The organism is Bacillus sp. JZ109, from assembly GCF_053903135.1.
The window spans coordinates 2,872,921-2,896,165 of sequence record NZ_CP096388.1 but is presented as its reverse complement, the minus strand read 5'-3'; the positions used below and the strand labels follow the sequence as shown (position 1 = coordinate 2,896,165).

The window sequence follows — 23,245 nt, the reverse complement described above, 5'->3', positions numbered from 1 at the left end:
CCTTCTTTTTTGGGAAAATAAGAACGAAGCACCACATACAAGTTTTTGTATTTTTGATAGGATGAAGAAAAATGGTAGATTCCAAAATAGGAAGGATGTGGTGTTTTGCGCAACCTGACCAAGACATCTCTATTACTGGCCGGTTTATGCACGGCGGCCCAAATGGTTTTTGTAACACATGCCTCAGCTGATCAAAGCATCAAATACGACCATACGTATCAAACCCCTTCATACATCATCGAAAAGTCACCGCAGAAGCCGGTACAAAACACAACCCAGAAAGAATCGCTATTTTCCTATCTTGACAAGCATCAAACGCAGTTTAAGCTCAAAGGGAATGCGAACAGCCATTTTCGCATTTCGAAAACCATAAAGGATCCAAAGACAAAACAAACGTTTTTTAAATTAACGGAGGTTTACAAAGGAATTCCGATTTACGGCTTTGAACAAGCGGTCGCGATGAAGGAAAACAAACAAGTGAAAAGTTTCTTTGGAAAGGTGCATCCGCAAATCAAGGACGTCTCCATCACACCGTCTATTTCTGAGAAAAAAGCAATACATACAGCAAGGCGTGAGCTCGAGGCTTCCATTGGAAAAATCGAATATCTTGATGGGGAACCAAAAGGCGAATTATATATCTATCCACACGACGGTGAATATGATCTCGCCTACCTTGTGAGACTCTCGACATCTGAACCTGATCCTGGCTATTGGCATTATTTCATCGATGCCAAAAACGGAAAGGTCATTGAGTCCTTTAATGCCATTCATGAAGCGGCAGGTACAGGAATCGGCGTGTCAGGTGATGAAAAAAGCTTTAACGTCACAGAACAAAATGGGCGCTTTTATTTGGCTGACGAAACAAGGGGAAAAGGGATCAATACGTTTGACGCGAAGAACCTGAACGAAACCTTGTTTACGCTTTTGTCTCAACTGATCGGGTATACGGGCAAAGAAATAGTCAGCGGCACGTCCGTATTTAATGAACCTGCGGCTGTAGACGCACACGCAAATGCGCAAGCCGTTTACGATTATTACAGCAAGACATTTGGCCGTGATTCTTTTGATCAAAACGGAGCAAGGATTACGTCTACCGTGCATGTCGGCAAACAATGGAACAATGCTGCGTGGAACGGTGTCCAGATGGTATACGGGGATGGAGACGGTTCGAAATTTAAGCCGCTGTCTGGATCGCTCGACATTGTCGCGCATGAAATCACACACGCAGTCACACAGTATTCCGCCGGTCTTTTATATCAAGGAGAACCCGGTGCATTAAATGAGTCCATTTCTGACATTATGGGCGCGATGGCTGACCGTGATGATTGGGAGATCGGCGAAGATGTCTATACTCCTGATATTGCAGGAGATTCATTGCGGTCATTGGAGGACCCATCTAAGCAGGGAAATCCAGATCATTACTCGAACCGCTACACAGGAACAGAGGATTATGGCGGAGTCCATATCAATTCGTCCATTCACAATAAAGCAGCTTATCTTCTTGCAGAAGGAGGCGTGCACCACGGTGTACAGGTTGAAGGGATTGGGCGTGAAGCAAGTGAACAAATTTACTATCGGGCTTTAACATTTTATGTAACGGCATCTACAGATTTCAGCATGATGAAGCAAGCGGCGATTGAAGCTGCCAATGATTTATACGGTGAAGGCTCGAAGCAATCAGCTTCAGTCGAAAAGGCGTATGAGGCTGTCGGCATTCTATGAGCAAACAAAAACAGTCAGGACACAGAGTCTGACTGTTTTTGTTTGCTCATTTTCTTAAAAAGAATATCGCCAATGTACCTGGACCGGCATGCGAGCCGATTGCTGAACTGATTGGATGCATAATGATTTCTTTCGGCTTGAACGCTTCCTCAATCAGGTGTTTCATATCCGTGGCTTTTTCTTTGTTCGCGGCGTAGCTAATCCCGACGGTTTGATTGCTCCAATCATCCCCGCGCTCTTTCATAAGCTCGATGATCCGTTTGAAAAGTTTCTTCTGTCCGCGAATTTTTTCCAGAGGCACAAGCTTGCCGTCCTCCATCTGAAGCAGCGGTTTAATATTCAACAGGCCGCCGACAAAAGCGGACGTTTTGGATATCCGGCCGCCCCTCGCGAGATATGTTAAATCATCAACGGTAAAAATGTGTTCAAGCTGGCTGCAAAAGTTCTTTACAGACGTTTCAATTTCTTGTATTGTATTCCCGTTGATACAGAGATCGGCAGCATGCCGGACAGCCAGACCGTATCCTAATGAAGCGCATTTGGAATCAATGACCCGCAAATCGAAATCGGGGAATTCCTCCTTCACTTCATTGGCGATCATTACAGCTGTCTGATACGTGCCGGAGAGACCTGAGGAAAAGGCAATGTAAAGAGCGGGATCACCTGTTTCGGCATATTGCAAAAACACATTTTTAATCGTTTGCGGTGAGGCTTGGGACGTCTTAGGCGTTTCTCCATTTTGCATCGCTTCAAATATTTGATCCGCATGAATTGTGACTGCATCTTCGAATTCTTTATCGCCGAGAGAAACCCTGAGCGGAATAAAGCCAATGCCTTTTTCTTCAAAATAAGAACGAGGCAAATCAGTAGCGCTGTCAGCGATGAGATGAACTGTCATATTGCTTCCCTTCTTTCCGTTATCGCTCGTTATCATGAGAGTTAAGCCAACTATATCATATTAATTTGCCAAAATCGTGTTCAAATATTTGTTTTAAGGGAAAATATAATAAAGAAGAAAGAGCGGAGGAACATGCCATGGTACTAGATCAAACAAAAAAATTACTCATCGTCATCATCGGCGCTTTACTCAATGCTGCCGGGCTGAACTTATTTTTGATACCTGCAGATGTATATGCCAGCGGATTTACAGGTGTTGCCCAGCTTTTATCAAGCGTCGTTGACCAATATGCCCCCTTTTACATATCGACGGGAACGCTCTTGTTCCTCTTAAACATTCCGGTCGGTATTTTAGGATGGCTGAAGGTCGGCAAATCGTTTACAGTGTACAGCATTTTAAGTGTCGCACTCACTACTCTGTTTATGGGGATCCTGCCGGAAACAAGCCTGTCACATGACATTTTGCTGAACGCGGTGTTCGGCGGCGTCATTTCCGCAGTTGGTATCGGCTTAACATTAAAATACGGAGCTTCGACAGGCGGGCTTGATATCGTCGCCATGGTACTTGCAAAGTGGAAGGATAAACCCGTCGGCACGTATTTCTTCATTCTGAACGGGATTATCATCTTGACGGCAGGATTATTGCAAGGTTGGGAGAAAGCATTATATACCCTGGTTACACTATATGTGACAACGAGGGTGATCGACGCCATTCACACTCGCCACATGAAGCTTACGGCAATGATTGTGACGAAAAAAGCGGACGAAATCAAGGAAGCCATTTACGGAAAAATGGTGCGCGGCATCACAACTGTTCCGGCAAAAGGAGCTTTTACGAACGAACAGAAAGAAATGATGATTATCGTCATCACAAGGTATGAACTGTACGATTTAGAAAAGATCGTCAAAGAAGTTGATCCAAAAGCATTTACGAACATCGTTCAAACGACAGGGATTTTTGGTTTCTTTAGAAAAGACTGACGAAAGCAGGTGGAAGTCGTGAAACGGCTGCTTGTGATGCTCCTCCCCGTGCTGCTTTTGATAGGCTGCGGGAAAGATGAGCAGACAGAACCCGATAAGGAGGTATCAGGCGGAATGGAGAATCAAGAGGTTGTTTTATCTATTGACGCAATTCAGGAGCCTGAACAAATCAAGTTTAACATGTCGCTGAAGAACCAAAGCGAACGTGCTATTGAGTTTCAATTCAGCACAGGGCAAAAATTTGAACTTGTCGTGTATGATTCTGAGCACAAAGAAAGATACCGTTATTCGAAAGACAAAATGTTTACGCAGGCTTTTCAAAACCTGACGCTTGAATCTGGAGAAACATATGATTTCTCTGATGTGTGGAAGGAAGTCCCGGAGCCCGGAACCTATGAGGTCAAGGTGACATTTAAGGGCAGGGCGGAAAATCTCAAGCAGGTTCAGGCTGTTCAGCAGTTTGAAGTCAAATAAGAGGCTATGGCGAGTCGCCATAGCCTTTTTTTATTGCAGTTTGTCCAGCTGATTTTGAAATTGATGCAACTGTTGACGTTCCGCATCTGTCGAATTGGCATACGCAGAAGATACAGCATTTTTGGCTCTCAGAATCGCTTGCTCCTGATCGCCTTCCTCAAAGCCGTTTGTCACCATGACCGCCTGTTGAACAAATGATTTTGCCTGCTGAAACAGTTCATTTCTCATTTAATATTCATACTGCCTTTCAGCCGAGTCTCGTGCCGCGGCATGCTGGTGAGCTTCTTCTAAAGTAGACCGATATGGAAATCTTGCGGCGTGTAGCCCGATGGAGTCTTTACCCTGCTGAATAAACCTTCTGGATTTGCTTCGTTTACCCATTTTGAGACTGCCCCCTTCCATACTTTGACGAGATGAGTCGTCTTCAATAGTATGGTGGGGTAAAGTAAGGTTTATGAGTGGGAAAAATTAATACGGACCTTCTTTAAAGTGAGAAATATTCTTTCAAAAACCTTGCCACGCCGTCCTCTTCATTTGTGGCCGTTGTTCGGTTGGCAATCTGCTTGACCGCGTCAATTCCATTTCCCATTGCAACGCCGCAGCCTGCAAATTCAAGCATTTCCAAATCGTTATCCTCATCCCCGAAAGCAATGATCCGCTCCCTAGGCACGCCGTAATAATCGCTGATTTTCTGCAGGCCGACCGCTTTATTCATGCCGCTTTTGATAATTTCAATGACATGCCACGGTGCGGCCCATCTTCTATGGTCGATCACTTCGGCATGCACATCCGATAAATATGAGCGTATTGACGGCACATCCTCTTCCTTTGCATGTATGAGTACGGACGTCACATCTTCACCAAGATTTTCCCGCAAGTCTCCGACCGTTACATTTGTTGTGTTCATGTTAAAGGCATCTATCAGGTGCTCATCATGGTAATGAAAGTATACGTCGTCAATCACTTCAGCAAGCACGTTATGTACGTTGTAGCTCTCGCTGATATCCACGAGCTGTTTGACAACATCAAGCGGCAGTGACGTATGATACCGTCCCCAGCTGTCGTCTTGCGGATGATGGACAAATGCTCCGTTAAAATTGACTATTGGCGTTGTCAGCTCCATCTGCTGGTAGTACATGGAACTTGAACGATACGGACGGCCTGTTGAGATGCAGACATGATGCCCGTCATCTTTTAGGCGCTGTATCGTCTGAAGGGTGTTTTCAGATATGGTTTTATCATCCTTTAATAATGTTCCATCTAAATCTAATGCGATTAAATAGGGTTTTGTCTCCATGAAAAGCTCCTTTAACCTTAGATTTTGCTTGTTTTGCCTTACTTACAGTGTAGCTTTTTACCATCTTTATTGTCTACATGTTACACTTATGATTATGGTTATCCTAAGGAGGGGCACATTGTGATACAAATTGAGAATCAAACCGTTTCCGGTATTCCGTTTTTACATATTGTAAAGGAAGAGAACAGGCACCGCGCTGTTCCTCTCGTGATCTTTATCCATGGTTTTACAAGCGCGAAGGAACACAACCTTCATATTGCTTACCTGCTTGCGGAGAAGGGCTTCAGAGCCGTTCTGCCGGAGGCTCTGCACCATGGGGAACGTGGAGAAGAAATGGCTGTCGAAGAGCTGGCGGGCCATTTTTGGGACATCGTCCTAAACGAGATTGAAGAGATCGGCGTGCTTAAAAACCATTTTGAAAAAGAAGGCCTGATAGACGGCGGCCGCATCGGTCTCGCAGGCACGTCAATGGGCGGCATCACAACGCTTGGCGCTTTGACTGCGTATGATTGGATAAAAGCCGGCGTCAGCCTGATGGGAAGCCCCAATTACGTGGAGCTGTTTCAGCAGCAGATTGACCATATTCAATCTCAGGGCATTGAAATCGATGTGCCGGAAGAGAAGGTACAGCAGCTGATGAAACGTCTCGAATTGCGGGATCTCAGCCTTCAGCCGGAGAAACTGCAACAGCGCCCGCTTTTATTTTGGCATGGTGCAAAAGATAAGGTCGTGCCTTACGCGCCGACCCGGAAATTTTATGACACGATCAAATCCCATTACAGCGAGCAGCCGGAACGCCTGCAATTTATCGGAGATGAAAACGCTGACCATAAAGTCCCGCGGGCAGCTGTGTTAAAAACGATTGAATGGTTTGAAACGTACTTATAAAGCACGAAGTTATTAACAAGAGCTGAATTTACGTTATACTGTAGAAAAAAGGAGTGAGGGAACGTGGAAGAAGCATTAAAAGAAAACATCATGGGCGCCCTGGAACAGGTTGTCGATCCTGAGCTTGGCGTTGATATCGTGAACCTTGGTTTGGTATACGACGTTGACATGGATGAAGACGGCTTAACGCACGTGACGATGACACTGACATCAATGGGATGCCCTTTAGCGCCGATTATCGTGGATGAGGTGAAAAAAGCATTAGCGGACCTTCCTGAGGTGAAAGACACAGAGGTTCACATTGTATGGAATCCGCCTTGGACTAGGGATAAAATGTCCAGATACGCAAAAATTGCGCTTGGCATTCAATAAAACAAAAGAGGACAGCCTGATATGTGAGGCTGTCCTTTTTTACAGCTGAAAGGAGTGAAAGGAAATGATGTACCTGCTGGCAGTTTTATGCCCGCCGCTTGCTGTTTTGTTTTCGGGAAAACCGTTTCAGGCCTTGCTGAATCTCATATTGACCTGTATCTTTTGGCTGCCGGGCGCGATTCACGCCTGCTTTATCGTCGCCGACCGCCGTGCCGAAAAACGGGCAAGAAGATAATTTGGAAAAATGAGGACGCAGTCATGGTATAATAGTCATAAAAAACAGCAGGGAGAGCACTATGAAAAAGAAATTGCTTGCATTCGCGCTTTGTACTGGCGCGTATGCGGCACTGTTTGCGTACTCTGTGAACCCAGAGCAAAAAACAGACACAAGCGAGATGACGGATGTCAGCCGCCTGATGCCTGTAAAAATAAAGCAGACAGTGAAAGGGCAGGAAGAGGAAACGCTCATTGACACAGTCAAAGAGGCAAATCGAAAAAACATAAAAATTTCAATCGCCGGGGCCCAGCACTCCATGGGCGGCCATACATATTATGAGGACGGCATCGTTCTCGACATGAGGGGCTACAACAAAATCCTGTCACTCGATCAAGAGAAGAAAACCATCAGGGTGCAAAGCGGTGCAACGTGGAATGATATCCAGAAATACGTGAATCCATACGGACTCGCGGTAAAAGTCATGCAGTCACAAAACATTTTTACAATCGGCGGATCTCTCAGCGCAAATGCACACGGACGTGATATTCGCTACGGCTCGCTGATTGATACAGTCAAATCATTTCGGCTTTTAAAAGCTGACGGGACGATTATCACTGTCACTCCAAAAGATGATTTGTTTACGGCGGTCATCGGAGGGTACGGCCTTTTTGGCGTGATTCTTGATGTAACGCTTGAGCTGACAGATGATGAGCTGTATGTCATGAAGACAGAAAAAATGAATTACAGCACATACTCAGACTATTTTTCAAAGCATGTAAAAGGAAATCCAGATGTCCGAATGCATCTTGCGCGAATTTCAACAGCGAAAAAAGGATTTCTGAAAGACATGTATGTCACAAATTACGTATTGGCTGATCATCAGAATCAACTGCCATCATACAGCGATCTCAAAGAAGATGAGTATACGGGAGCCACAAAGTTTGCACTCGGTTTGTCAAGACGGTATGAATGGGGCAGGAATTGGCTGTGGGACACACAGCAATCCTATTTCCTGAGCCAAAACGGCACAGAGATTTCACGCAATAACGTCATGCGGTCCGAATCAAAGTTTCTTGAGTATGAAAACAATGACAACACAGATGTTTTGCAAGAATACTTTGTGCCCGTGAAGGAGTATGGGTCCTATATTGATGATCTGAGACAAACGCTGTCGGACGAAGATCTGAACCTGCTGAACATTACGATCCGCTACGTGCAGAAAAATGAAAAGGCCGACCTTTCCTATGCGAAGGACGATATGTTTTCGCTCGTACTATTAATAAACGAGGGCTTTTCAAAAGAAGACCAGGCAGATACTGCCCGAATCATCAGGCGCATGACAGACGTTGCCATCAAGCACGGCGGCAGCTATTATCTGCCTTATATGACCTACCAGACAAAAGCGCAAATGAGACAGGCATATCCGGAAAGTGAAGCGTTTTTTCAGAAAAAACGAACCTATGACCCGGATGAGCGCTTTATGAATTACTTTTATCAGAGGTATAAATAATGGGGAAAAACAAACTAAAATGGCTGACATTATCACAAAGCAGCGTGTTTTTCGCAAGCAGCTTAATCTTTCCGTTTTATATTCTGTTTGTGAAAAATATCGGCTCAAGCTACACACAGTTCGGTTTTTCCTACGGATTGTTCGGGTTGAGCGGAGCGCTCATTTACCCGCTCCTCGGACGGCTGTCTGAAAGGTTTGACAGCCGTTATTTTCTGCTTCTGAACTCGTGGGGGATGGCTGTTCTGCTTTTATATGTCCCGCATATCGGAAGCGTCGTTCAAGTGTACATCGTCCAAGTGCTGTTAGGGCTCTTTGGAGCGATGCAAAAGCATGGAGAAAAAGTGCTGATCGCTAATTTTACAGACAGCGGAGAGCGTGGAAAGAAGATTGGAAATTACCATTTTTGGACAGCTGTCTTTTCAGCAGCAGCCATTATGCTCGGGGGCTTTCTCGCTGACTTTTTTACAGTGCAAATGATTTTTTATGCAAGCTCTATTCTATATTTTTTGAGTGGATTGATGATGATGAAAACAGGCTGACGCGGTCAGCCTGTTTTTTTATGCGGCTGAAATGCGGCGCCGCATCAACGTTTTTGTGCTGAAGTCATGCTGATTTTTTTGAGCGGAATTTCCATTGAACAGAAAATTTATAAATGAATAAAAATATTAAATATACGATTGAATTAATTTTTATTCATGTTATAATGTTAAATAATTTCACAAAGACCAAGAGGGTGAACTTGTTTTGAAAATAGGAATTGTAGGTGCTACAGGATATGGAGGCACCGAACTTGTCAGGATTCTTTCGCAACATCCTCATGCAGAGGAATGCATACTTTATTCATCCAGCGGAGAAGGGAATGTCTATAGCGAGGGTTATCCTCATCTTACCGGCTTAGCGGATCAGCAGCTGAAGCCGATTGATATGAATACGATCAAACACGAAATAGATATCATGTTTCTCGCTGCGCCGCCCGGAGTATCAAGTGAATTGACTCCAAAGCTGGCAGACGCGGGAATTCCGGTTATTGATCTGTCAGGTGATCTGAGGATACAAGAACCGGCTGAATATGAAAAATGGTATAAACGGACAGCGGCACCGAAGGCGGTGATTCAAGAGGCGGTATACGGTCTGGCAGAACTGAATCAACAGCAAATTCAACAGGCGAAACTCATTGCCAATCCAGGCTGTTTTCCAACAGCTGTTTTGCTTGGCCTCGCGCCATTGGCTCAAAAGAAACTGCTCGATGAATCTTTCGTTATCGTTGACGCGAAGACGGGTGTTTCCGGAGCGGGAAGAAAAGCATCCATGGGAACCCATTTTTCTGAGCTGAACGACAATTTTAAAATTTATAAAGTCAATGAACATCAGCACACACCGGAAATTGAGCAGGCGCTGAATGAATGGCAGCCAGGCCTCGGGCCCATTACATTTTCGGCTCACTTGGTTCCGATGACAAGGGGCATCATGGCGACGATGTATACCAGATTAACCTGTGATCTATCAGCAGATGACCTGCATGATTTATATTCGGAATTTTACCAAGATTCATATTTTGTGAGAGTGAGGCCAAAAGGTCAGTACCCGCAAACGAAAGAAGTGTACGGCAGCAATTTCTGTGATATCGCCGTGACCCTCGATGAGAGAACGAACAGAGTCACGATCGTCTCGGTAATCGATAATTTAATGAAGGGTGCCGCCGGTCAGGCAGTGCAAAACTTTAATTTGATGAATGGCTGGAATGAAGAAACTGGACTCACCATCACGCCAATTTATCCATAGAACGGGAGAGAATCGAACCATGATTCAGTTAAGTGAAGATCAAATTGTAAAAGTAACAGGGGATGTATCCTCGCCAAAAGGGTTTCAGGCAAAGGGTGTGCATTGCGGGCTGCGCTACTCGAAAAAAGACCTCGGCGTCATTATCAGCGAGACACCGGCTGTGAGCGCAGCAGTTTATACCCAAAGCCACTTTCAGGCTGCTCCGATCAAAGTGACACAAGACAGCTTAAAGCACGGACCGACACTGAAAGCCGTTATCGTCAACAGTGCCATTGCCAATGCCTGCACGGGAGAACAAGGCCTAAAGGACGCATACACAATGCGGGAGAGCTTTGCTTCACAGCTTGGCATTGAGCCGGAGCTTGTCGCTGTTTCATCAACGGGTGTCATCGGCGAGCATTTAGACATGGAAAAAATCCACGCGGGGATCGAGCTGCTGAAAGGAACACCTGCGGGATCAGGCGATTTTGAGGAAGCAATTTTAACAACTGATACGGTGATCAAGCAGACGTGCTATGAACTGGCAATCGGCGGCAAAACAGTCACGATCGGCGGAGCGGCCAAAGGCTCAGGGATGATACACCCGAACATGGCCACGATGCTGGGATTTGTGACAACTGACGCGGCAATCGAAGAAAAAGCGCTGCAAAAGGCGCTTCGAGAAATCACTGACGTTTCATTTAACCAAATCACAGTTGACGGAGAAACATCTACGAACGATATGGTATTAGTTATGGCGAATGGCTGCGCCGAAAACGAGTGCCTGACAGAAGACCATCCAGACTGGCCGGTCTTTAAAAAAGCACTCTTGCTCACTTGTGAGGATCTGGCTAAAGAGATTGCCAGAGACGGAGAAGGCGCGACAAAACTAATTGAAGCACAAGTACAGGGAGCGAAAAACAATCTTGATGCAAACGTCATTGCCAAAAAGATTGTCGGCTCAAGTCTCGTGAAAACGGCAGTATACGGAACAGATGCCAACTGGGGGCGGATCATCGGAGCCATCGGACACTCCGCAGCTCAAGTGACGGCAGAAGAAGTAGAGGTTTATCTTGGCGGCCAATGCCTGTTTAAGAATAACGAGCCTCAGCCATTCTCTGAATCTCTCGCCAAAGAATATCTTGAAGGAGATGAAATCACCATTGTCATCAAGATGGATGAAGGGGATGGGAACGGAAGAGCGTGGGGCTGTGACCTGACCTATGACTATATCAAAATTAACGCGAGCTATCGCACGTAATAAAGGGGAGCGAAATGAAGAAAACAATCGTTTTTAAATGCGGGGGAAGCGTCATCCGTGAGCTGTCGGAAGAATTTTTTCAAAATCTGAAAGAGCTGATGGCGTCAGGCTGGAAGCTGGCGATCGTACATGGCGGGGGACCGGAAATCACGAATATGCTGAAACGGTTAAATATCAAGACAGAGTTTTCGGGCGGACAGAGGAAAACAACGAAGCCGGTGCTGGAAGTGGCGGAAATGGTTTTATCCGGTTCTGTCAATAAATTTTTCGTTGCTGAGCTTGCCAAACACGGACTGCGAGCCGCAGGCATTTCTGGTAAGGATGGAGGTCTTTTGGAGGCTGATTATCTAGATCCGGAAACATACGGAGAAGTGGGAGAAATCAAAAAAGTCGATGCGTCCATGGTGAACGCGCTGATGGAAAATGGCATCATCCCCGTTATTGCGCCGCTGTCTATGACAAGCGACTGCAAAACGCTGAATGTAAATGCTGATCTGGCTGCTTCAGCAGTCGCCGGAGCGCTTGAAGCCGATAAGCTGATGTTCGTCACGGATGTCGATGGAATCATGAAGGAAAAGCAGCGTCTGGACGTCCTGACCCCTAAGGAGATTCAGATGCTGATCAAGCAGGAAGTGATCACAGGAGGGATGATCCCGAAGGTCAATTCAGCCTTGTCAGCTTTATCAGATCAGGTGTCTGAAGTCATGATCGTAAATGGAAAAGGATCATTCTTCGCAGAACAAACCTTTCAAGGGACAAAAATCGTCAAAGCAAAGGAGGCTGTTTCATGAGCAGCTTGTTTCAAACCTACGGCCGTTGGGATATTGACATCAAAAAAGCAAAGGGAACGTACGTTGAGGATCAAAACGGCAAAACGTACCTTGATTTCATTCAGGGGATTGCGGTATCAAATCTAGGACACTGCCATGAAGCGGTGACAGAGGCAGTCAAAAAACAGCTTGACAGCGTATGGCACGTATCCAACCTGTTTCAAAACAGTCTCCAAGAGCAAGCGGCGCAGAAGCTGGCAGCGCATAGTGCGGGAGATCTTGTCTTTTTCTGCAACAGCGGCGCGGAGGCGAATGAAGGTGCGATAAAGCTTGCCAGAAAAGCAACTGGAAAAACAAAAATCATCACTTTTCTTCAGTCGTTCCATGGCCGCACGTATGCAGGGATGGCTGCGACCGGACAGGATAAAATCAAAACAGGCTTCGGCCCGATGCTTGAAGGCTTTCACTACCTGCCATACAATGATCCTTCTGCTTTTAAAGCTCTTGGGGAGGAAGGCGATATTGCCGCGGTGATGCTTGAAACAGTGCAGGGAGAAGGAGGAGTCAATCCGGCGAGTGCTGAATTTTTATCAGCCGTACAGTCGTTTTGCAAGGAAAAGCAAGTCCTTCTTATCATTGATGAAATCCAGACCGGCATCGGACGGACGGGAAAAGGCTTCGCATATGAGCACTTCGGACTCTCACCGGATATCATCACAGTCGCCAAAGGATTGGGAAACGGCTTTCCGGTCGGCGCTGTCATCGGAAAGAAACAGCTTGGAGAAGCGTTTACCCCTGGTTCTCACGGAACGACTTTCGGAGGAAACATGCTGGCGATGGCTGCTGTGAATGCAACATTGCAAATTGTATTCCAGCCTGACTTTTTGCAAGAGGCTGCTGACAAAGGGGCGTTTTTAAAAGAACAGCTTGAGGCAGAGCTAAAGAGCCCTTTTGTTAAACAAATCCGCGGTAAAGGATTAATGCTTGGAATTGAGTGTGATGGCCCGGTTGCTGACATTATTGCTGAATTGCAGACATTAGGCTTGCTTGTATTGCCGGCCGGCCCGAACGTGATTCGGCTGCTGCCGCCGCTCACCGTGACTAAGGATGAAATAGCAGAAGCCGTCAGCAAGCTGAAACAGGCAATCGCTCATCATTCCGCTGTAAACCAGTGATTTTTTTTCGATATAAAGGCATAAAAATTCATTTTTATAATTAATTATTCATCAAGAGGTGGGCTGTTAGATGGAAGGTTATTTAGTGTTAGAAGATGGGACATCGTTCAGCGGCGAGCTGGACGGTCATGAAAACTGTACGGGAGAAGCTGTTTTTTTCACAGGAATGACAGGCTACCAGGAAGTGCTGACAGATCCATCATATAAGGGACAGATTATTGTATTTACCTACCCGCTGATTGGCAACTACGGCATAAATGAAAAGGATTTTGAAAGCAAGAAACCGCAAGTAAAAGCCGCGGTTGTCTATGAGGCGTGTGATCACTTTTCTCATTATGAAGCGGTATACAGCCTCAAGGAGTATTTACAGAAATGGAACATTCCGCTGTTAACCCATGTTGATACGAGGGCTGTCGTGAAGAAAATCCGGGAAAACGGGACGATGGGTGCGACAGTCACAGCCTCTAAAGAAGGAGCTGAGATTGCCCTTCAACCAGAGAATGTGGCAGAGCAGGCTTCCGCCCAGGAAATTAGCACATTCGGCGACGGGAATAAACATATCGCTCTCATTGATTTTGGCTATAAAAAGTCAATCGCATCATCACTTGTCAAACGAGGCTGCAAGGTTACCGTGGTGCCATACCAGCAAATGGAGGCCGTATACAACATCAAACCCGATGGCATTGTGCTATCGAACGGACCTGGAGATCCGAAAGCAATCCATCCATATTTAGGAAAGATCAAAAGCATCATCAGCCGCTTTCCGACTCTAGGCATTTGTCTCGGACATCAGCTGATCGCGCTCGCGTTTGGAGGGAATACTTTTAAGCTGCCATTCGGGCACAGGGGAGCTAATCATCCGGTCATCGACCGTAAGACGAAACGGGTCTTTATGACAAGCCAAAACCACAGCTATGTGGTTGATGAACAGTCGATTAATGAAGAAGAGCTCACCATCAGGTTTCATCATGTCAATGATACGTCAGTTGAAGGGCTTGCCCATAAAAAACTGCCTGTCATGAGTGTTCAATTCCACCCGGAAGCCCATCCCGGACCTGCGGAAAGCGAATGGATTTTTGATGATTATCTAAAGAATGTGATACCAGCAAGGAGAGAAATCGCGCATGCCTAAAGACACCAGTATTTCAAGCATATTAGTAATCGGCTCAGGCCCGATCATCATCGGGCAGGCGGCAGAATTTGATTATTCAGGCACTCAAGGGTGCATCGCGCTGAAGGAGGAGGGCTACCGGGTCATTCTCGTCAACAGCAATCCGGCGACAATTATGACTGATGAAGCCTTCGCTGATGAAATTTATTTTGAGCCTCTGACAGCAGAAAGCCTGACAGCCATCATTAAGAAAGAACGGCCTGATGGGCTTCTTGCCAATTTAGGCGGTCAGACCGCGTTGAATTTAGCGGTGGAGCTTGAAGAAACGGGTGTTTTAAAAGAGCACGGCGTCAAACTCCTCGGCACATCCGTTGAAACGATACAAAAAGGAGAGGACCGGGAAAAATTCCGTTCGTTAATGAATGAATTAAAACAGCCCGTGCCGGAGAGTGAAATTGTTGATAACGAGGCCGATGCCCTCCATTTTGCGGAATCCATCGGTTTTCCTGTTATTATCAGACCGGCTTACACATTAGGCGGAAAGGGCGGAGGAATCGCCCCTGATAAAGAAGCCTTTACAGCTATGATTAAACAGGCGCTATTAGCAAGTCCGATCAATCAATGCCTTGTCGAAAAAAGCATTGCCGGTTTTAAAGAAATTGAATATGAAGTCATGCGTGACAGCAATAACACATGCATTACCGTCTGCAATATGGAAAATATCGATCCGGTCGGCGTGCATACAGGTGACTCTATCGTTGTGGCGCCGTCACAAACATTGACAGACGAAGACTATCAAATGCTGCGGACAGCAAGTCTGACGATCATCTCAGCACTTGATGTTGTAGGCGGCTGCAACATTCAATTCGCGCTTGATCCATTCAGCAAGCAATATTACGTCATTGAAGTGAATCCGCGTGTAAGCCGGTCATCGGCTCTCGCATCTAAAGCGACCGGTTATCCGATTGCGAAGATGGCCGCGAAACTGGCAGTCGGATACACCCTTGACGAGCTGAAAAATCCGCTCACAGGCTCGACTTACGCAAGCTTTGAACCGGCACTGGACTATGTGATCGTCAAATTTCCGCGTTGGCCGTTTGATAAATTCAAAAACGCAGACCGCAAGCTTGGCACAAAAATGAAAGCCACCGGTGAAGTGATGGCGATTGAGCGGAATTTAGAAGCGGCGATACAGAAGGCAGCCGCGTCCCTTGAGTTAAAAAATATCGGAACACACCTTCCAGAGCTCAGCGGGTTGTCAATTGATACGCTATGGGATTTGGCAATCACTCCGGATGACCGCAGATTTTTCGTTGTCATGGAGCTGTTGAGCCGCAGCGTGACGATTGATGACATTCATGCGAAAACAAAAATTGATCCGTTTTTCCTGCATACCTTTAACAACATCATCAAATTGGAAAACCGCCTGATGGAAGCAGGGAGTGATCTCTCTTTTGAATTATTGAAAAAAGCAAAGGAAAAGGGATTCTCAGACGCAACGATTGCCTCACTGATCGGCAAAACAGAGGTAGAGGTGCGCGCGCTTCGCAAGGAGATGGGCATTACACCTTCCTTCAAAATTGTCGATACATGCGCGGCTGAGTTTGATGCGAAAACAAACTATTTTTACTCCACATATTTCGGAGAAACCGATGGAGACATCAGCCGCAAAGAGAAAAAACGCGCGCTCATTATCGGATCAGGCCCGATTCGGATCGGCCAAGGCGTTGAATTTGATTACAGTGCGGTTCACGGCGTGCTGACACTGCAAGAGCTTGGGTTCGAAACCATCATGATTAACAATAACCCGGAAACGGTCAGCACCGATTATGAAATTGCGGATCGCCTGTATTTTGAACCGATGACAACGGAGCATATTGTAAACGTGGCGGAGCAGGAGAATATTGATTTTGCAATTGTGCAATTCGGCGGCCAAACTGCAATCAATGCTGCTGAAGCACTCGAAAAAGCCGGCATTACCCTTCTCGGCACTTCGTTTGAAACGCTCGATGTGTTAGAGGATCGGGATCAATTCTATCAGCTTCTTGATGAGCTGGGATTGAAGCACGCAAAAGGAGAAATTGCCTATACAAAAGAAGAAGCCGCTTCAAAAGCGAGTGAGATCGGCTATCCGGTGTTAATCCGCCCATCTTATGTTATCGGCGGAATGGGCATGATCATTGTTGACTCGCAAGCCCAGCTTTCTCAGCTGCTGAATGATGAGGACAGCATGCCATACCCGATTTTGATTGATCAGTATGTATCTGGAAAGGAAGTCGAAATTGATTTGATTTCCGACGGCGAGGATGTCTTTATCCCGACATATACCGAGCATATTGAACGGGCGGGTGTCCATTCGGGGGACAGCTTTGCCATTCTTCCGGGACCGTCCATCACGAGCGGGCTGCAGCAGGGCATGAAAGATGCGGCACAAAAAATTGCCCGAAAACTTTCATTTAAAGGCATCATGAACATTCAATTTGTGATCGACAATGGAAACATACTCGTTCTTGAAGTGAATCCGAGAGCGAGCCGCACGGTTCCTGTCGTCAGCAAAGTAATGGGCGTTCCGATGATTCCGCTCGCCACACGACTGCTGGCGGGAGCGTCCTTAAAAGATCTAAATCCGGCAGTTCAAAATCATCATGGAGTTGCCGTGAAGTTCCCTGTTTTTTCTTCTCATGCGATCCAAGATGTGGATGTCAAGCTTGGGCCGGAAATGAAATCAACGGGAGAAGGCATGTGTGTCGCATATGATGCTAACAGTGCCTTGAAAAAAATCTATACAAGAGTCTGGAGTCAAAAAGGCAGCATTTATTTGCAAAACGTTCCGGAAGATGTGAAGGAGTTAGCAGAAAACGCAGGTTTTACAATACATGAAGGAACATTTGCCTCATGGATGGAACAGGAAGGAAAATCGCTCCACATTAATCTGAGCGGTTCTGAAGAAGCACGCAAAGAACGTTTGGAAGCCATGACGCACGGCATCCCCGTCTTTACAGAAGAAGAAACTGTGCGGGCGTTTTTACAAAGCGGTTCAGGCCATCCGCAGCCTGTATCTCTCAAAGACCTCTATAAAAAGGAAGTGGCATCATGCACACAGTGACGCAAACCAGTTTATACGGAAAAGATTTATTAACGTTAAAGGACCTTAGTGAAGAGGATATAAACGCCTTGCTCGCAGAGGCCGGTGAGCTGAAACAAAACAAAATTCAGCCTATATTCCATGGCAAAACCTTGGCGATGATTTTTGAAAAATCATCAACGCGGACACGTGTTTCATTTGAAGCGGGCATGGCGCAGCTCGGCGGGAACGCCCTCTTTCTAAGCCAGAAAGATCTGCAGCTGGGGCGCGGTGAGACTGTCGCTGATACGGCAAAAGTGCTGTCAGGCTATGTGGATGCCATCATGATCCGGACCTTTGAACATGAAAAGGTGGAGGAACTTGCCAAAGAAGCTGACATTCCGGTGATCAATGGACTTACCGATAAATACCACCCATGCCAGGCGCTGGCGGATCTCTTGACGATTAAGGAGATAAAAGGGAAGCTTAAAGGCGTAAAAGTCGCATACATCGGTGACGGAAATAACGTGGCGCACTCCTTGATGATCGGCTGCGCGAAAATGGGCTGTGATATCTCGATCGCTTCGCCAAAGGGATATGAAGTGTTAGATGAAGCAGCTGAAGCGGCAAAAACATATGCACTTCAATCCGGCTCTTCTATCACGCTGACAGATGATCCGATTGAAGCTGTAAAAGACGCGGACGTGATTTATTCTGATGTGTTTACAAGCATGGGGCAGGAAGCGGAAGAGCAAGAACGTCTTGCTGTCTTTGCGCCTTATCAGGTGAATGCGGCGCTTGTCAGCCATGCCAAGCCTGACTATACATTTTTACATTGTCTCCCTGCGCATCGTGAGGAAGAAGTGACTGCGGAGATTATTGACGGGCCGAACTCTGCAGTGTTCCAGCAGGCGGAAAACCGTCTTCATGTGCAAAAAGCACTGCTGAAGGCCATTTTATATAAAGGGGAATCATCAAAAAACTGCTGAGCCAAACTCAGCAGTTTTTTTGATGGCAACATATTCACAGCCGCTTAGGCGCATACTACAGCAAAAAGGAAAAGGAGGAAAAACAGTGGGACAGCAGCACCAATTCCGGCCCGGACAGAAAGCGCCTAATAACGGTGTCTACGTAGAAATCGGCGAGACAGGGAGCATGGTTAAAAACCCTCAAAAGGTCCATCTGTCAGCAGGGGAAATGTTTCCCGAAACATCAAACCACAACCGGCTGTGGACCTACAAAAGAAAGCCGTGACCACTAAAAAACCCAAAACAATAAATGTTTTGGGTTTTTTGGCTTTTTAATGCTGGCTTGCATTTTTGTTCATAGGCATGATTTCTGCTAAAACCATGATTAAGACATACAGTACAACAGCAATGACAGATGATGTTTTGAAATTATACGTAACGCTGTTCATGCTTGCAACCAAGTAGCATGCCATATGTGATAAAAGGAACGTCCAAATAAAGGCAATAATATATCGCACGTTTCCACCTCGTCCTTCTCATTCTATTCTAAAAGTTATCATACCATACAAAAAGCGAAGGGGGAATCCAATTTTAGCAGAAAGTGAGGTGACAAAAGAGTCTGATTCGTCACACTTTAATGGTAAAATATAAAACGTCAATCAGTATAATAGCCAAAAATGTAAAAGGCTAGGACTTTACCTTATTCGTTTCTTTTCTATTTACATAAGATAGCGTGAGATGAAGTGTGAAAGGAGGCGGGCAAGCGATGGGAATAACGGAAAGATACTTTCAACTGGGAACGGAGCATAATGTCATTCATCTGCCCTATCGCCCGAACGGCTTCGGCATCTTTATCTTGGGGGACAGAACCCACTTTGTCGGACATGATTCAAGCTTTTGGCAGCAGCATTATGGCAGAAATCAGCTTCTGAGCATGTTGATGAATGAAGGATACACTCTTTTTAACAGCAATCTGTTCGGAAGGCATTGGGGGGCGGAAAAAGCAGTCACCTATGCCAAACAGCTGATACATTCTGTGTTGAAGCAGGAAATCCTCAATCCGAAGATTCATATTTTAGCAGAAGGCATGGGTGCTCTCGTGGCCGATGAACTGCTTCGTTTTTCCCCGGATCATATCCGCTCAGCCGCAATGTTGAATCCTTGTCTCGATCTTCAGGCACATTATGAATCGGAAAAAGAAAATAAATTTTTCTATAAGCAATTTTTGAAAGAAGTATCGAAAAGCTACGGAATTTCTGAAAAAGAAGCGGAAGCGCTTCGTTATAAAACAATTCAAAGCTACCCGAGCGGCGTACCGGTTCATATATGGCAGCGTATGACCGGAGCTCCATATCCCTACAGTGTACATGCGGAAGTTTTCAAGGAAAAACAGCAAAAGCAAGGCTCACCGGTCGACATGACATTTCATTTATTTGAGCATCCAAGCAGAATTTATGCATCAATTTGCAAATTCTTTCATAGTCATGAAAAAGAATTATAGAGAATATAATGACAGCAGCCTTCTCTTTTGCGGAGGCTGTTTTGTTTTGGGAAATGAAAAACCGGAAGGGCGGCAGATGCAATGGAATCAACGCTGATTGTAGGTGCGGACGAATTTTTCGGCCTTTCATTATGTGAGCGAATGATGGATGAAGGCATACATGTTGACGTTGTTCTGGCGGAAACAGAAGATAAAATGAGACAAATGTACTTAGAAGAAAGACTCATGTGGCTTGGGAGAAATGAACTCTTTCGCCAGCTTGAACACATTGGAGACCAAAATTATGATACAATTTGTATCCAGTTCGGAAGTTTTTTGCCTTTAGACCAATGTGATTCTCCTTATATTTTAGTATATGAAGAAGACCGAAAAGAATGGGAAAAACGTGAAAAAACAGGCTCGGAAAAAACCGTGATCCTGCCGAAAATGTATGGGCCATGGAAAGAAGAAACAGAGGAAAAAGGCTATTACACAAACGACGTGGCTGACGAGTTGCTGAGATTCCTGTTAGAACCAAGCCGTCATAGCAAAGATCAGCTTTTTGAATTGCAAGTCACAGAGAAAACCTCAAAAGAAGAAGCAAAAACAAAAATTATCGAGTGGAAAAGACAATTTTCATCAATTTTCGACAAATATTAAGAAAAACCTTCCATGTTTCGAGTTTTCTAGATACAATAAACGTATAAAAATAATACATGTTATAGCTTGTCAAAAGGAGTTGAACATGACTTGATCACAAGGCTTGTCATGATCTTTTCTGTCCTCCTTTTATTGAGTGGATGTGGACAAACTCCGTTCAAAGGAAAAATTGAGAAGGTCGGCATGCTCTTTCCTGATACGATTAATGACCTCGTATGGGGCACAAAAGGGTATAAAGGATTACTGAATATACAATCCAAATACAATGTGGACGTCTATTATAAAGAAGGCGTTAAAACAGAAGAAGATATCATAAATGCGATTGAGGATTTTCATAAGAGGGGTGTCAATCTGCTCTACGGCCATGGGAGTGAATATGCTGAGGTGTTTAACTTGGTCGGCGAAGATTATCCAGATATGGAATTCGTCATTTCCAATGCGAAAGCGAAAGCTGATAATGTAACGAGTGTCCATTTTAGCGGGGAAGCAATGGGCTTTTTTGGAGGAATGACTGCTGCCCATATGTCGAAAACGAATCAGGTCGGTGTAATTGCTTCCTTTACGTGGCAGCCTGAGGTTGACGGTTTTATCAAAGGGGCCAAGTATGAAAATCCGGATATAGAGGTAAATACGAAATATACGGATCATTGGGATGATGATACAACAGCAGTAAAGCTTTATCAGAAAATGAAGAACGAAGGCGCGGATGTTGTGTATCCCGCCGGAGACGGGTATAATGTTCCTGTTATTCAGCAAATCAAAAAAGACGGTCTTTATGCCATTGGCTACGTCACAGATCAATCGGATCTGGGCGAGAATACCGTATTAACCAGCACGGTGCAAAATGTGGACAAGGCCTATGAAATCATTGCTGAACAATTTAATAAAGGCACCCTTGAGGGCGGCGATCATTACTACGACCTGAATACGGGAGTCGTTGAGATGGGAACATTCAGCCCGCTCGTCGACAAAGACTTTCAGCAAAGAATCGCCAAGCTGATCAAAACATACAACAAAACAGGCGAGCTGCCAAAAAACGAGTAATGGAGTGACGTCACATGCAGCACGAAAAATCACTTGAATTCTTGCAAATTGCCATGAAATATCTCCCTGAAGCGAAAGAACAGCTTGAGAAATCAGGCATTGAGCTCTCAATGGAGGCCATCCAGCCGTTTATGAATCTATTTACAACGGTAATGGCGGAAGCTTATGAGCTTGGCAAGTCTGACGCTAAATCTGAAACAGAATAAGAAGAAGCCACTTTTTTGAAAGTGGCTTTTCACATGATTTTCTTTTTAATAGCGGAGAGCATGGGCGCAAGCTCCTTTAAAGCGGGCTTGATTTGATCAAGAGAGTTCATAATTGAACCGATTTGGTCCATAATATGCATGTAATGAATCGTCTCTTCGTCGTTTGTCTGAGAAACCTGAGAAACCTCCTCTTGCTGTTCCTCCTTCTCTTCTGTTGGTTTTGCTGCATCGCCGAACATCATTCTTGAAAACACATCCAACTGCATACGCCTCCTTTCCATATACCATACTCTATGAGTAAGATGAACTGATAGTTTAGACGAATATATTGCCATGTGAAAAAAAATAGGATAGAATTAGTACCTGATACTAATAATTGATCACAACCTGATTGATCTTCTAAATTTAAGATATAAAGGAGTCTTCCCTTATGAAAGCTGGAATACTTGGTGTTGGACGTTACATTCCTGAGAAGGTTTTAACAAATCATGATCTTGAAAAAATGGTTGAAACTTCTGACGAGTGGATTCGTACAAGAACAGGAATAGAAGAAAGAAGAATCGCAGCAGATGATGTGTTTTCATCACATATGGCTGTTGCAGCAGCGAAAAATGCGCTGGAACAAGCTGAAGTGGCTGCTGAGGATCTGGATATGATCTTGGTTGCAACTGTTACACCTGATCAGTCATTTCCTACGGTCTCTTGTATGATTCAAGAACAGCTCGGCGCGAAGAAAGCGTGTGCTATGGATATCAGCGCGGCTTGTGCGGGCTTCATGTACGGGGTTGTAACCGGTAAACAATTTATTGAATCCGGAACCTACAAGCATGTTCTAGTTGTCGGTGTAGAGAAGCTCTCAAGCATTACCGACTGGGAAGACCGCAATACAGCCGTTCTGTTTGGAGACGGAGCAGGCGCTGCGGTAGTCGGGCCAGTCAGTGATGACAGAGGAATCCTTTCATTTGAACTAGGAGCCGACGGCACAGGCGGTCAGCACTTGTATCTGAATGAAAAACGACATACAATCATGAATGGACGAGAAGTTTTCAAATTTGCAGTCCGCCAAATGGGAGAATCATGCGTAAATGTCATTGAAAAAGCCGGACTTTCAAAAGAGGATGTCGACTTTTTGATTCCGCATCAGGCGAACATCCGTATCATGGAAGCTGCTCGCGAGCGTTTAGAGCTTCCTGTCGAAAAGATGTCTAAAACTGTTCATAAATATGGAAATACTTCTGCCGCATCCATTCCGATCTCTCTTGTAGAAGAATTGGAAGCCGGTAAAATCAAAGACGGCGATGTGGTCGTTATGGTAGGGTTCGGCGGAGGACTAACATGGGGCGCCATTGCAATCCGCTGGGGCCGATAAAAAAAGGTGAGGTGCACA

Annotated in this window: 27 protein-coding genes; 21 read left to right on the top strand and 6 right to left on the bottom strand. The window is 45.4% G+C overall.

All coding sequences use genetic code 11. The annotated features are described in order from the left end of the window. The first annotated feature begins 105 nt into the window (after positions 1–105). Positions 106–1,722, top strand: coding sequence for a neutral protease NprB (gene nprB, locus M1D94_RS15300; RefSeq protein ID WP_456270272.1), 1,617 nt, complete (start codon positions 106–108; stop codon positions 1,720–1,722). A gap of 46 nt (positions 1,723–1,768) precedes the next feature. Here the strand turns inward: nprB and M1D94_RS15295 are convergent, their stop codons facing one another. After that, complete coding sequence (locus tag M1D94_RS15295; RefSeq protein ID WP_003245785.1) at positions 1,769–2,620, bottom strand: DegV family protein; 852 nt, start codon at positions 2,618–2,620, stop codon at positions 1,769–1,771. A 137-nt stretch (positions 2,621–2,757) separates the two neighbouring features. Between M1D94_RS15295 and M1D94_RS15290 the strand changes: the two genes are divergently transcribed. Next, positions 2,758–3,600, top strand: a complete 843-nt coding sequence (locus tag M1D94_RS15290; protein WP_003245017.1) for a YitT family protein — start codon at positions 2,758–2,760, stop codon at positions 3,598–3,600. 18 nt (positions 3,601–3,618) lie between these two features. Next, positions 3,619–4,074: a BsuPI-related putative proteinase inhibitor gene (locus tag M1D94_RS15285; RefSeq protein ID WP_014479419.1), complete on the top strand. Its 456-nt coding sequence runs from the start codon at positions 3,619–3,621 to the stop codon at positions 4,072–4,074. A gap of 30 nt (positions 4,075–4,104) precedes the next feature. On the opposite strand, the gene M1D94_RS15280 is transcribed toward M1D94_RS15285, so the two are convergent. From M1D94_RS15280 to yitU, 3 genes are all read right to left on the bottom strand, one after another. Continuing rightward, complete coding sequence (locus M1D94_RS15280) at positions 4,105–4,302, bottom strand: DUF3813 domain-containing protein (RefSeq protein WP_003245613.1); 198 nt, start codon at positions 4,300–4,302, stop codon at positions 4,105–4,107. After that, positions 4,303–4,455 carry a hypothetical protein gene (locus M1D94_RS15275; RefSeq protein ID WP_003245103.1) on the bottom strand — a complete coding sequence of 51 codons (153 nt, stop codon included), beginning with the start codon at positions 4,453–4,455 and terminating at the stop codon, positions 4,303–4,305. Positions 4,456–4,558: 103 nt separating this feature from the next. Beyond that, positions 4,559–5,371, bottom strand: a complete 813-nt coding sequence (yitU, locus tag M1D94_RS15270) for a 5-amino-6-(5-phospho-D-ribitylamino)uracil phosphatase YitU (protein ID WP_064671227.1) — start codon at positions 5,369–5,371, stop codon at positions 4,559–4,561. 120 nt (positions 5,372–5,491) lie between these two features. On the opposite strand from yitU, the gene M1D94_RS15265 reads away from it, so the two are divergent. From M1D94_RS15265 to M1D94_RS15205, 13 genes are all read left to right on the top strand, one after another. After that, a complete protein-coding gene (locus M1D94_RS15265; protein WP_003233006.1) occupies positions 5,492–6,259 on the top strand; it encodes a prolyl oligopeptidase family serine peptidase in 768 nt (255 codons plus the stop codon). Between the two features lie 63 nt (positions 6,260–6,322). Continuing rightward, complete coding sequence (locus M1D94_RS15260; protein ID WP_014479422.1) at positions 6,323–6,631, top strand: metal-sulfur cluster assembly factor; 309 nt, start codon at positions 6,323–6,325, stop codon at positions 6,629–6,631. 64 nt (positions 6,632–6,695) lie between these two features. Next, positions 6,696–6,866 carry a YqaE/Pmp3 family membrane protein gene (locus tag M1D94_RS15255; protein WP_003232996.1) on the top strand — a complete coding sequence of 57 codons (171 nt, stop codon included), beginning with the start codon at positions 6,696–6,698 and terminating at the stop codon, positions 6,864–6,866. A gap of 61 nt (positions 6,867–6,927) precedes the next feature. Continuing rightward, the gene (locus M1D94_RS15250) at positions 6,928–8,358 is read left to right on the top strand and encodes an FAD-binding oxidoreductase (protein ID WP_456270271.1); all 1,431 of its coding nucleotides are present in this window, start codon (positions 6,928–6,930) and stop codon (positions 8,356–8,358) included. Further along, positions 8,358–8,897, top strand: a complete 540-nt coding sequence (locus tag M1D94_RS15245) for an MFS transporter (RefSeq protein WP_003232993.1) — start codon at positions 8,358–8,360, stop codon at positions 8,895–8,897. Before M1D94_RS15250 ends, M1D94_RS15245 begins: the two co-directional genes overlap by 1 nt. A gap of 205 nt (positions 8,898–9,102) precedes the next feature. Further along, positions 9,103–10,140, top strand: a complete 1,038-nt coding sequence (gene argC / locus M1D94_RS15240) for an N-acetyl-gamma-glutamyl-phosphate reductase (RefSeq protein ID WP_021479565.1) — start codon at positions 9,103–9,105, stop codon at positions 10,138–10,140. Between the two features lie 19 nt (positions 10,141–10,159). Continuing rightward, the gene (gene argJ / locus M1D94_RS15235; protein WP_103803842.1) at positions 10,160–11,380 is read left to right on the top strand and encodes a bifunctional ornithine acetyltransferase/N-acetylglutamate synthase; all 1,221 of its coding nucleotides are present in this window, start codon (positions 10,160–10,162) and stop codon (positions 11,378–11,380) included. 14 nt (positions 11,381–11,394) lie between these two features. Then, positions 11,395–12,171 (top strand): acetylglutamate kinase, encoded by a 777-nt coding sequence (gene argB, locus M1D94_RS15230; protein WP_014476417.1) that lies wholly within the window; start codon positions 11,395–11,397, stop codon positions 12,169–12,171. Continuing rightward, the gene (locus M1D94_RS15225) at positions 12,168–13,325 is read left to right on the top strand and encodes an acetylornithine transaminase (protein ID WP_032725391.1); all 1,158 of its coding nucleotides are present in this window, start codon (positions 12,168–12,170) and stop codon (positions 13,323–13,325) included. The genes argB and M1D94_RS15225 overlap by 4 nt, the downstream gene beginning before the upstream one ends. A gap of 70 nt (positions 13,326–13,395) precedes the next feature. Continuing rightward, positions 13,396–14,457: a carbamoyl phosphate synthase small subunit gene (locus M1D94_RS15220; protein WP_172850425.1), complete on the top strand. Its 1,062-nt coding sequence runs from the start codon at positions 13,396–13,398 to the stop codon at positions 14,455–14,457. Then, positions 14,450–17,542 (top strand): carbamoyl phosphate synthase large subunit, encoded by a 3,093-nt coding sequence (locus M1D94_RS15215; protein WP_014476420.1) that lies wholly within the window; start codon positions 14,450–14,452, stop codon positions 17,540–17,542. Before M1D94_RS15220 ends, M1D94_RS15215 begins: the two co-directional genes overlap by 8 nt. Beyond that, positions 17,530–18,489, top strand: a complete 960-nt coding sequence (gene argF, locus M1D94_RS15210) for an ornithine carbamoyltransferase (RefSeq protein ID WP_032721338.1) — start codon at positions 17,530–17,532, stop codon at positions 18,487–18,489. Before M1D94_RS15215 ends, argF begins: the two co-directional genes overlap by 13 nt. 85 nt (positions 18,490–18,574) lie before the next feature. Beyond that, positions 18,575–18,754: a YjzC family protein gene (locus M1D94_RS15205; RefSeq protein ID WP_003245356.1), complete on the top strand. Its 180-nt coding sequence runs from the start codon at positions 18,575–18,577 to the stop codon at positions 18,752–18,754. A gap of 46 nt (positions 18,755–18,800) precedes the next feature. On the opposite strand, the gene M1D94_RS15200 is transcribed toward M1D94_RS15205, so the two are convergent. Continuing rightward, positions 18,801–18,986: a YjzD family protein gene (locus M1D94_RS15200; RefSeq protein ID WP_003245236.1), complete on the bottom strand. Its 186-nt coding sequence runs from the start codon at positions 18,984–18,986 to the stop codon at positions 18,801–18,803. Between the two features lie 248 nt (positions 18,987–19,234). Between M1D94_RS15200 and M1D94_RS15195 the strand changes: the two genes are divergently transcribed. The 4 genes from M1D94_RS15195 (at position 19,235) to comZ (ending at position 21,858) form a co-directional block, all read left to right on the top strand. Continuing rightward, entirely contained in the window at positions 19,235–19,969 is a 735-nt protein-coding gene (locus M1D94_RS15195; protein ID WP_032721340.1) for a hypothetical protein, read from the top strand. Between the two features lie 81 nt (positions 19,970–20,050). Further along, on the top strand, positions 20,051–20,608 hold the full coding sequence (locus tag M1D94_RS15190) for a hypothetical protein (protein WP_029317608.1): 558 nt from the start codon (positions 20,051–20,053) through the stop codon (positions 20,606–20,608). A 90-nt stretch (positions 20,609–20,698) separates the two neighbouring features. Further along, the gene (gene med, locus M1D94_RS15185; protein WP_014476425.1) at positions 20,699–21,652 is read left to right on the top strand and encodes a transcriptional regulator Med; all 954 of its coding nucleotides are present in this window, start codon (positions 20,699–20,701) and stop codon (positions 21,650–21,652) included. A 14-nt stretch (positions 21,653–21,666) separates the two neighbouring features. Continuing rightward, complete coding sequence (comZ, locus tag M1D94_RS15180) at positions 21,667–21,858, top strand: ComG operon transcriptional repressor ComZ (RefSeq protein ID WP_003224559.1); 192 nt, start codon at positions 21,667–21,669, stop codon at positions 21,856–21,858. 29 nt (positions 21,859–21,887) lie between these two features. On the opposite strand, the gene yjzB is transcribed toward comZ, so the two are convergent. Beyond that, positions 21,888–22,124 (bottom strand): spore coat protein YjzB, encoded by a 237-nt coding sequence (gene yjzB / locus M1D94_RS15175; protein ID WP_072173825.1) that lies wholly within the window; start codon positions 22,122–22,124, stop codon positions 21,888–21,890. 164 nt (positions 22,125–22,288) lie between these two features. Between yjzB and fabH the strand changes: the two genes are divergently transcribed. After that, positions 22,289–23,227: a beta-ketoacyl-ACP synthase III gene (gene fabH, locus M1D94_RS15170; protein ID WP_003232971.1), complete on the top strand. Its 939-nt coding sequence runs from the start codon at positions 22,289–22,291 to the stop codon at positions 23,225–23,227. Positions 23,228–23,245 lie beyond the last annotated feature (18 nt).

Excerpts from the sequence above, each read along its gene's own strand:
- M1D94_RS15295 (WP_003245785.1), bottom strand. The coding sequence starts at position 2,620 with ATGACAGTTCATCTCATCGCTGACAGCGCTACTGATTTGCCTCGTTCT.
- M1D94_RS15290 (WP_003245017.1), top strand. The coding sequence starts at position 2,758 with ATGGTACTAGATCAAACAAAAAAATTACTCATCGTCATCATCGGCGCT.
- yjzB (WP_072173825.1), bottom strand. The coding sequence starts at position 22,124 with ATGCAGTTGGATGTGTTTTCAAGAATGATGTTCGGCGATGCAGCAAAA.
- M1D94_RS15245 (WP_003232993.1), top strand. The coding sequence starts at position 8,358 with ATGGGGAAAAACAAACTAAAATGGCTGACATTATCACAAAGCAGCGTG.
- M1D94_RS15195 (WP_032721340.1), top strand. The coding sequence starts at position 19,235 with ATGGGAATAACGGAAAGATACTTTCAACTGGGAACGGAGCATAATGTC.
- M1D94_RS15190 (WP_029317608.1), top strand. The coding sequence starts at position 20,051 with ATGGAATCAACGCTGATTGTAGGTGCGGACGAATTTTTCGGCCTTTCA.
- comZ (WP_003224559.1), top strand. The coding sequence starts at position 21,667 with ATGCAGCACGAAAAATCACTTGAATTCTTGCAAATTGCCATGAAATAT.
- M1D94_RS15225 (WP_032725391.1), top strand. The coding sequence starts at position 12,168 with ATGAGCAGCTTGTTTCAAACCTACGGCCGTTGGGATATTGACATCAAA.
- M1D94_RS15215 (WP_014476420.1), top strand. The coding sequence starts at position 14,450 with ATGCCTAAAGACACCAGTATTTCAAGCATATTAGTAATCGGCTCAGGC.
- yitU (WP_064671227.1), bottom strand. The coding sequence starts at position 5,371 with ATGGAGACAAAACCCTATTTAATCGCATTAGATTTAGATGGAACATTA.
- argF (WP_032721338.1), top strand. The coding sequence starts at position 17,530 with ATGCACACAGTGACGCAAACCAGTTTATACGGAAAAGATTTATTAACG.
- argB (WP_014476417.1), top strand. The coding sequence starts at position 11,395 with ATGAAGAAAACAATCGTTTTTAAATGCGGGGGAAGCGTCATCCGTGAG.
- M1D94_RS15255 (WP_003232996.1), top strand. The coding sequence starts at position 6,696 with ATGATGTACCTGCTGGCAGTTTTATGCCCGCCGCTTGCTGTTTTGTTT.
- fabH (WP_003232971.1), top strand. The coding sequence starts at position 22,289 with ATGAAAGCTGGAATACTTGGTGTTGGACGTTACATTCCTGAGAAGGTT.
- M1D94_RS15280 (WP_003245613.1), bottom strand. The coding sequence starts at position 4,302 with ATGAGAAATGAACTGTTTCAGCAGGCAAAATCATTTGTTCAACAGGCG.
- M1D94_RS15250 (WP_456270271.1), top strand. The coding sequence starts at position 6,928 with ATGAAAAAGAAATTGCTTGCATTCGCGCTTTGTACTGGCGCGTATGCG.
- argJ (WP_103803842.1), top strand. The coding sequence starts at position 10,160 with ATGATTCAGTTAAGTGAAGATCAAATTGTAAAAGTAACAGGGGATGTA.
- M1D94_RS15220 (WP_172850425.1), top strand. The coding sequence starts at position 13,396 with ATGGAAGGTTATTTAGTGTTAGAAGATGGGACATCGTTCAGCGGCGAG.
- M1D94_RS15275 (WP_003245103.1), bottom strand. The coding sequence starts at position 4,455 with ATGGGTAAACGAAGCAAATCCAGAAGGTTTATTCAGCAGGGTAAAGAC.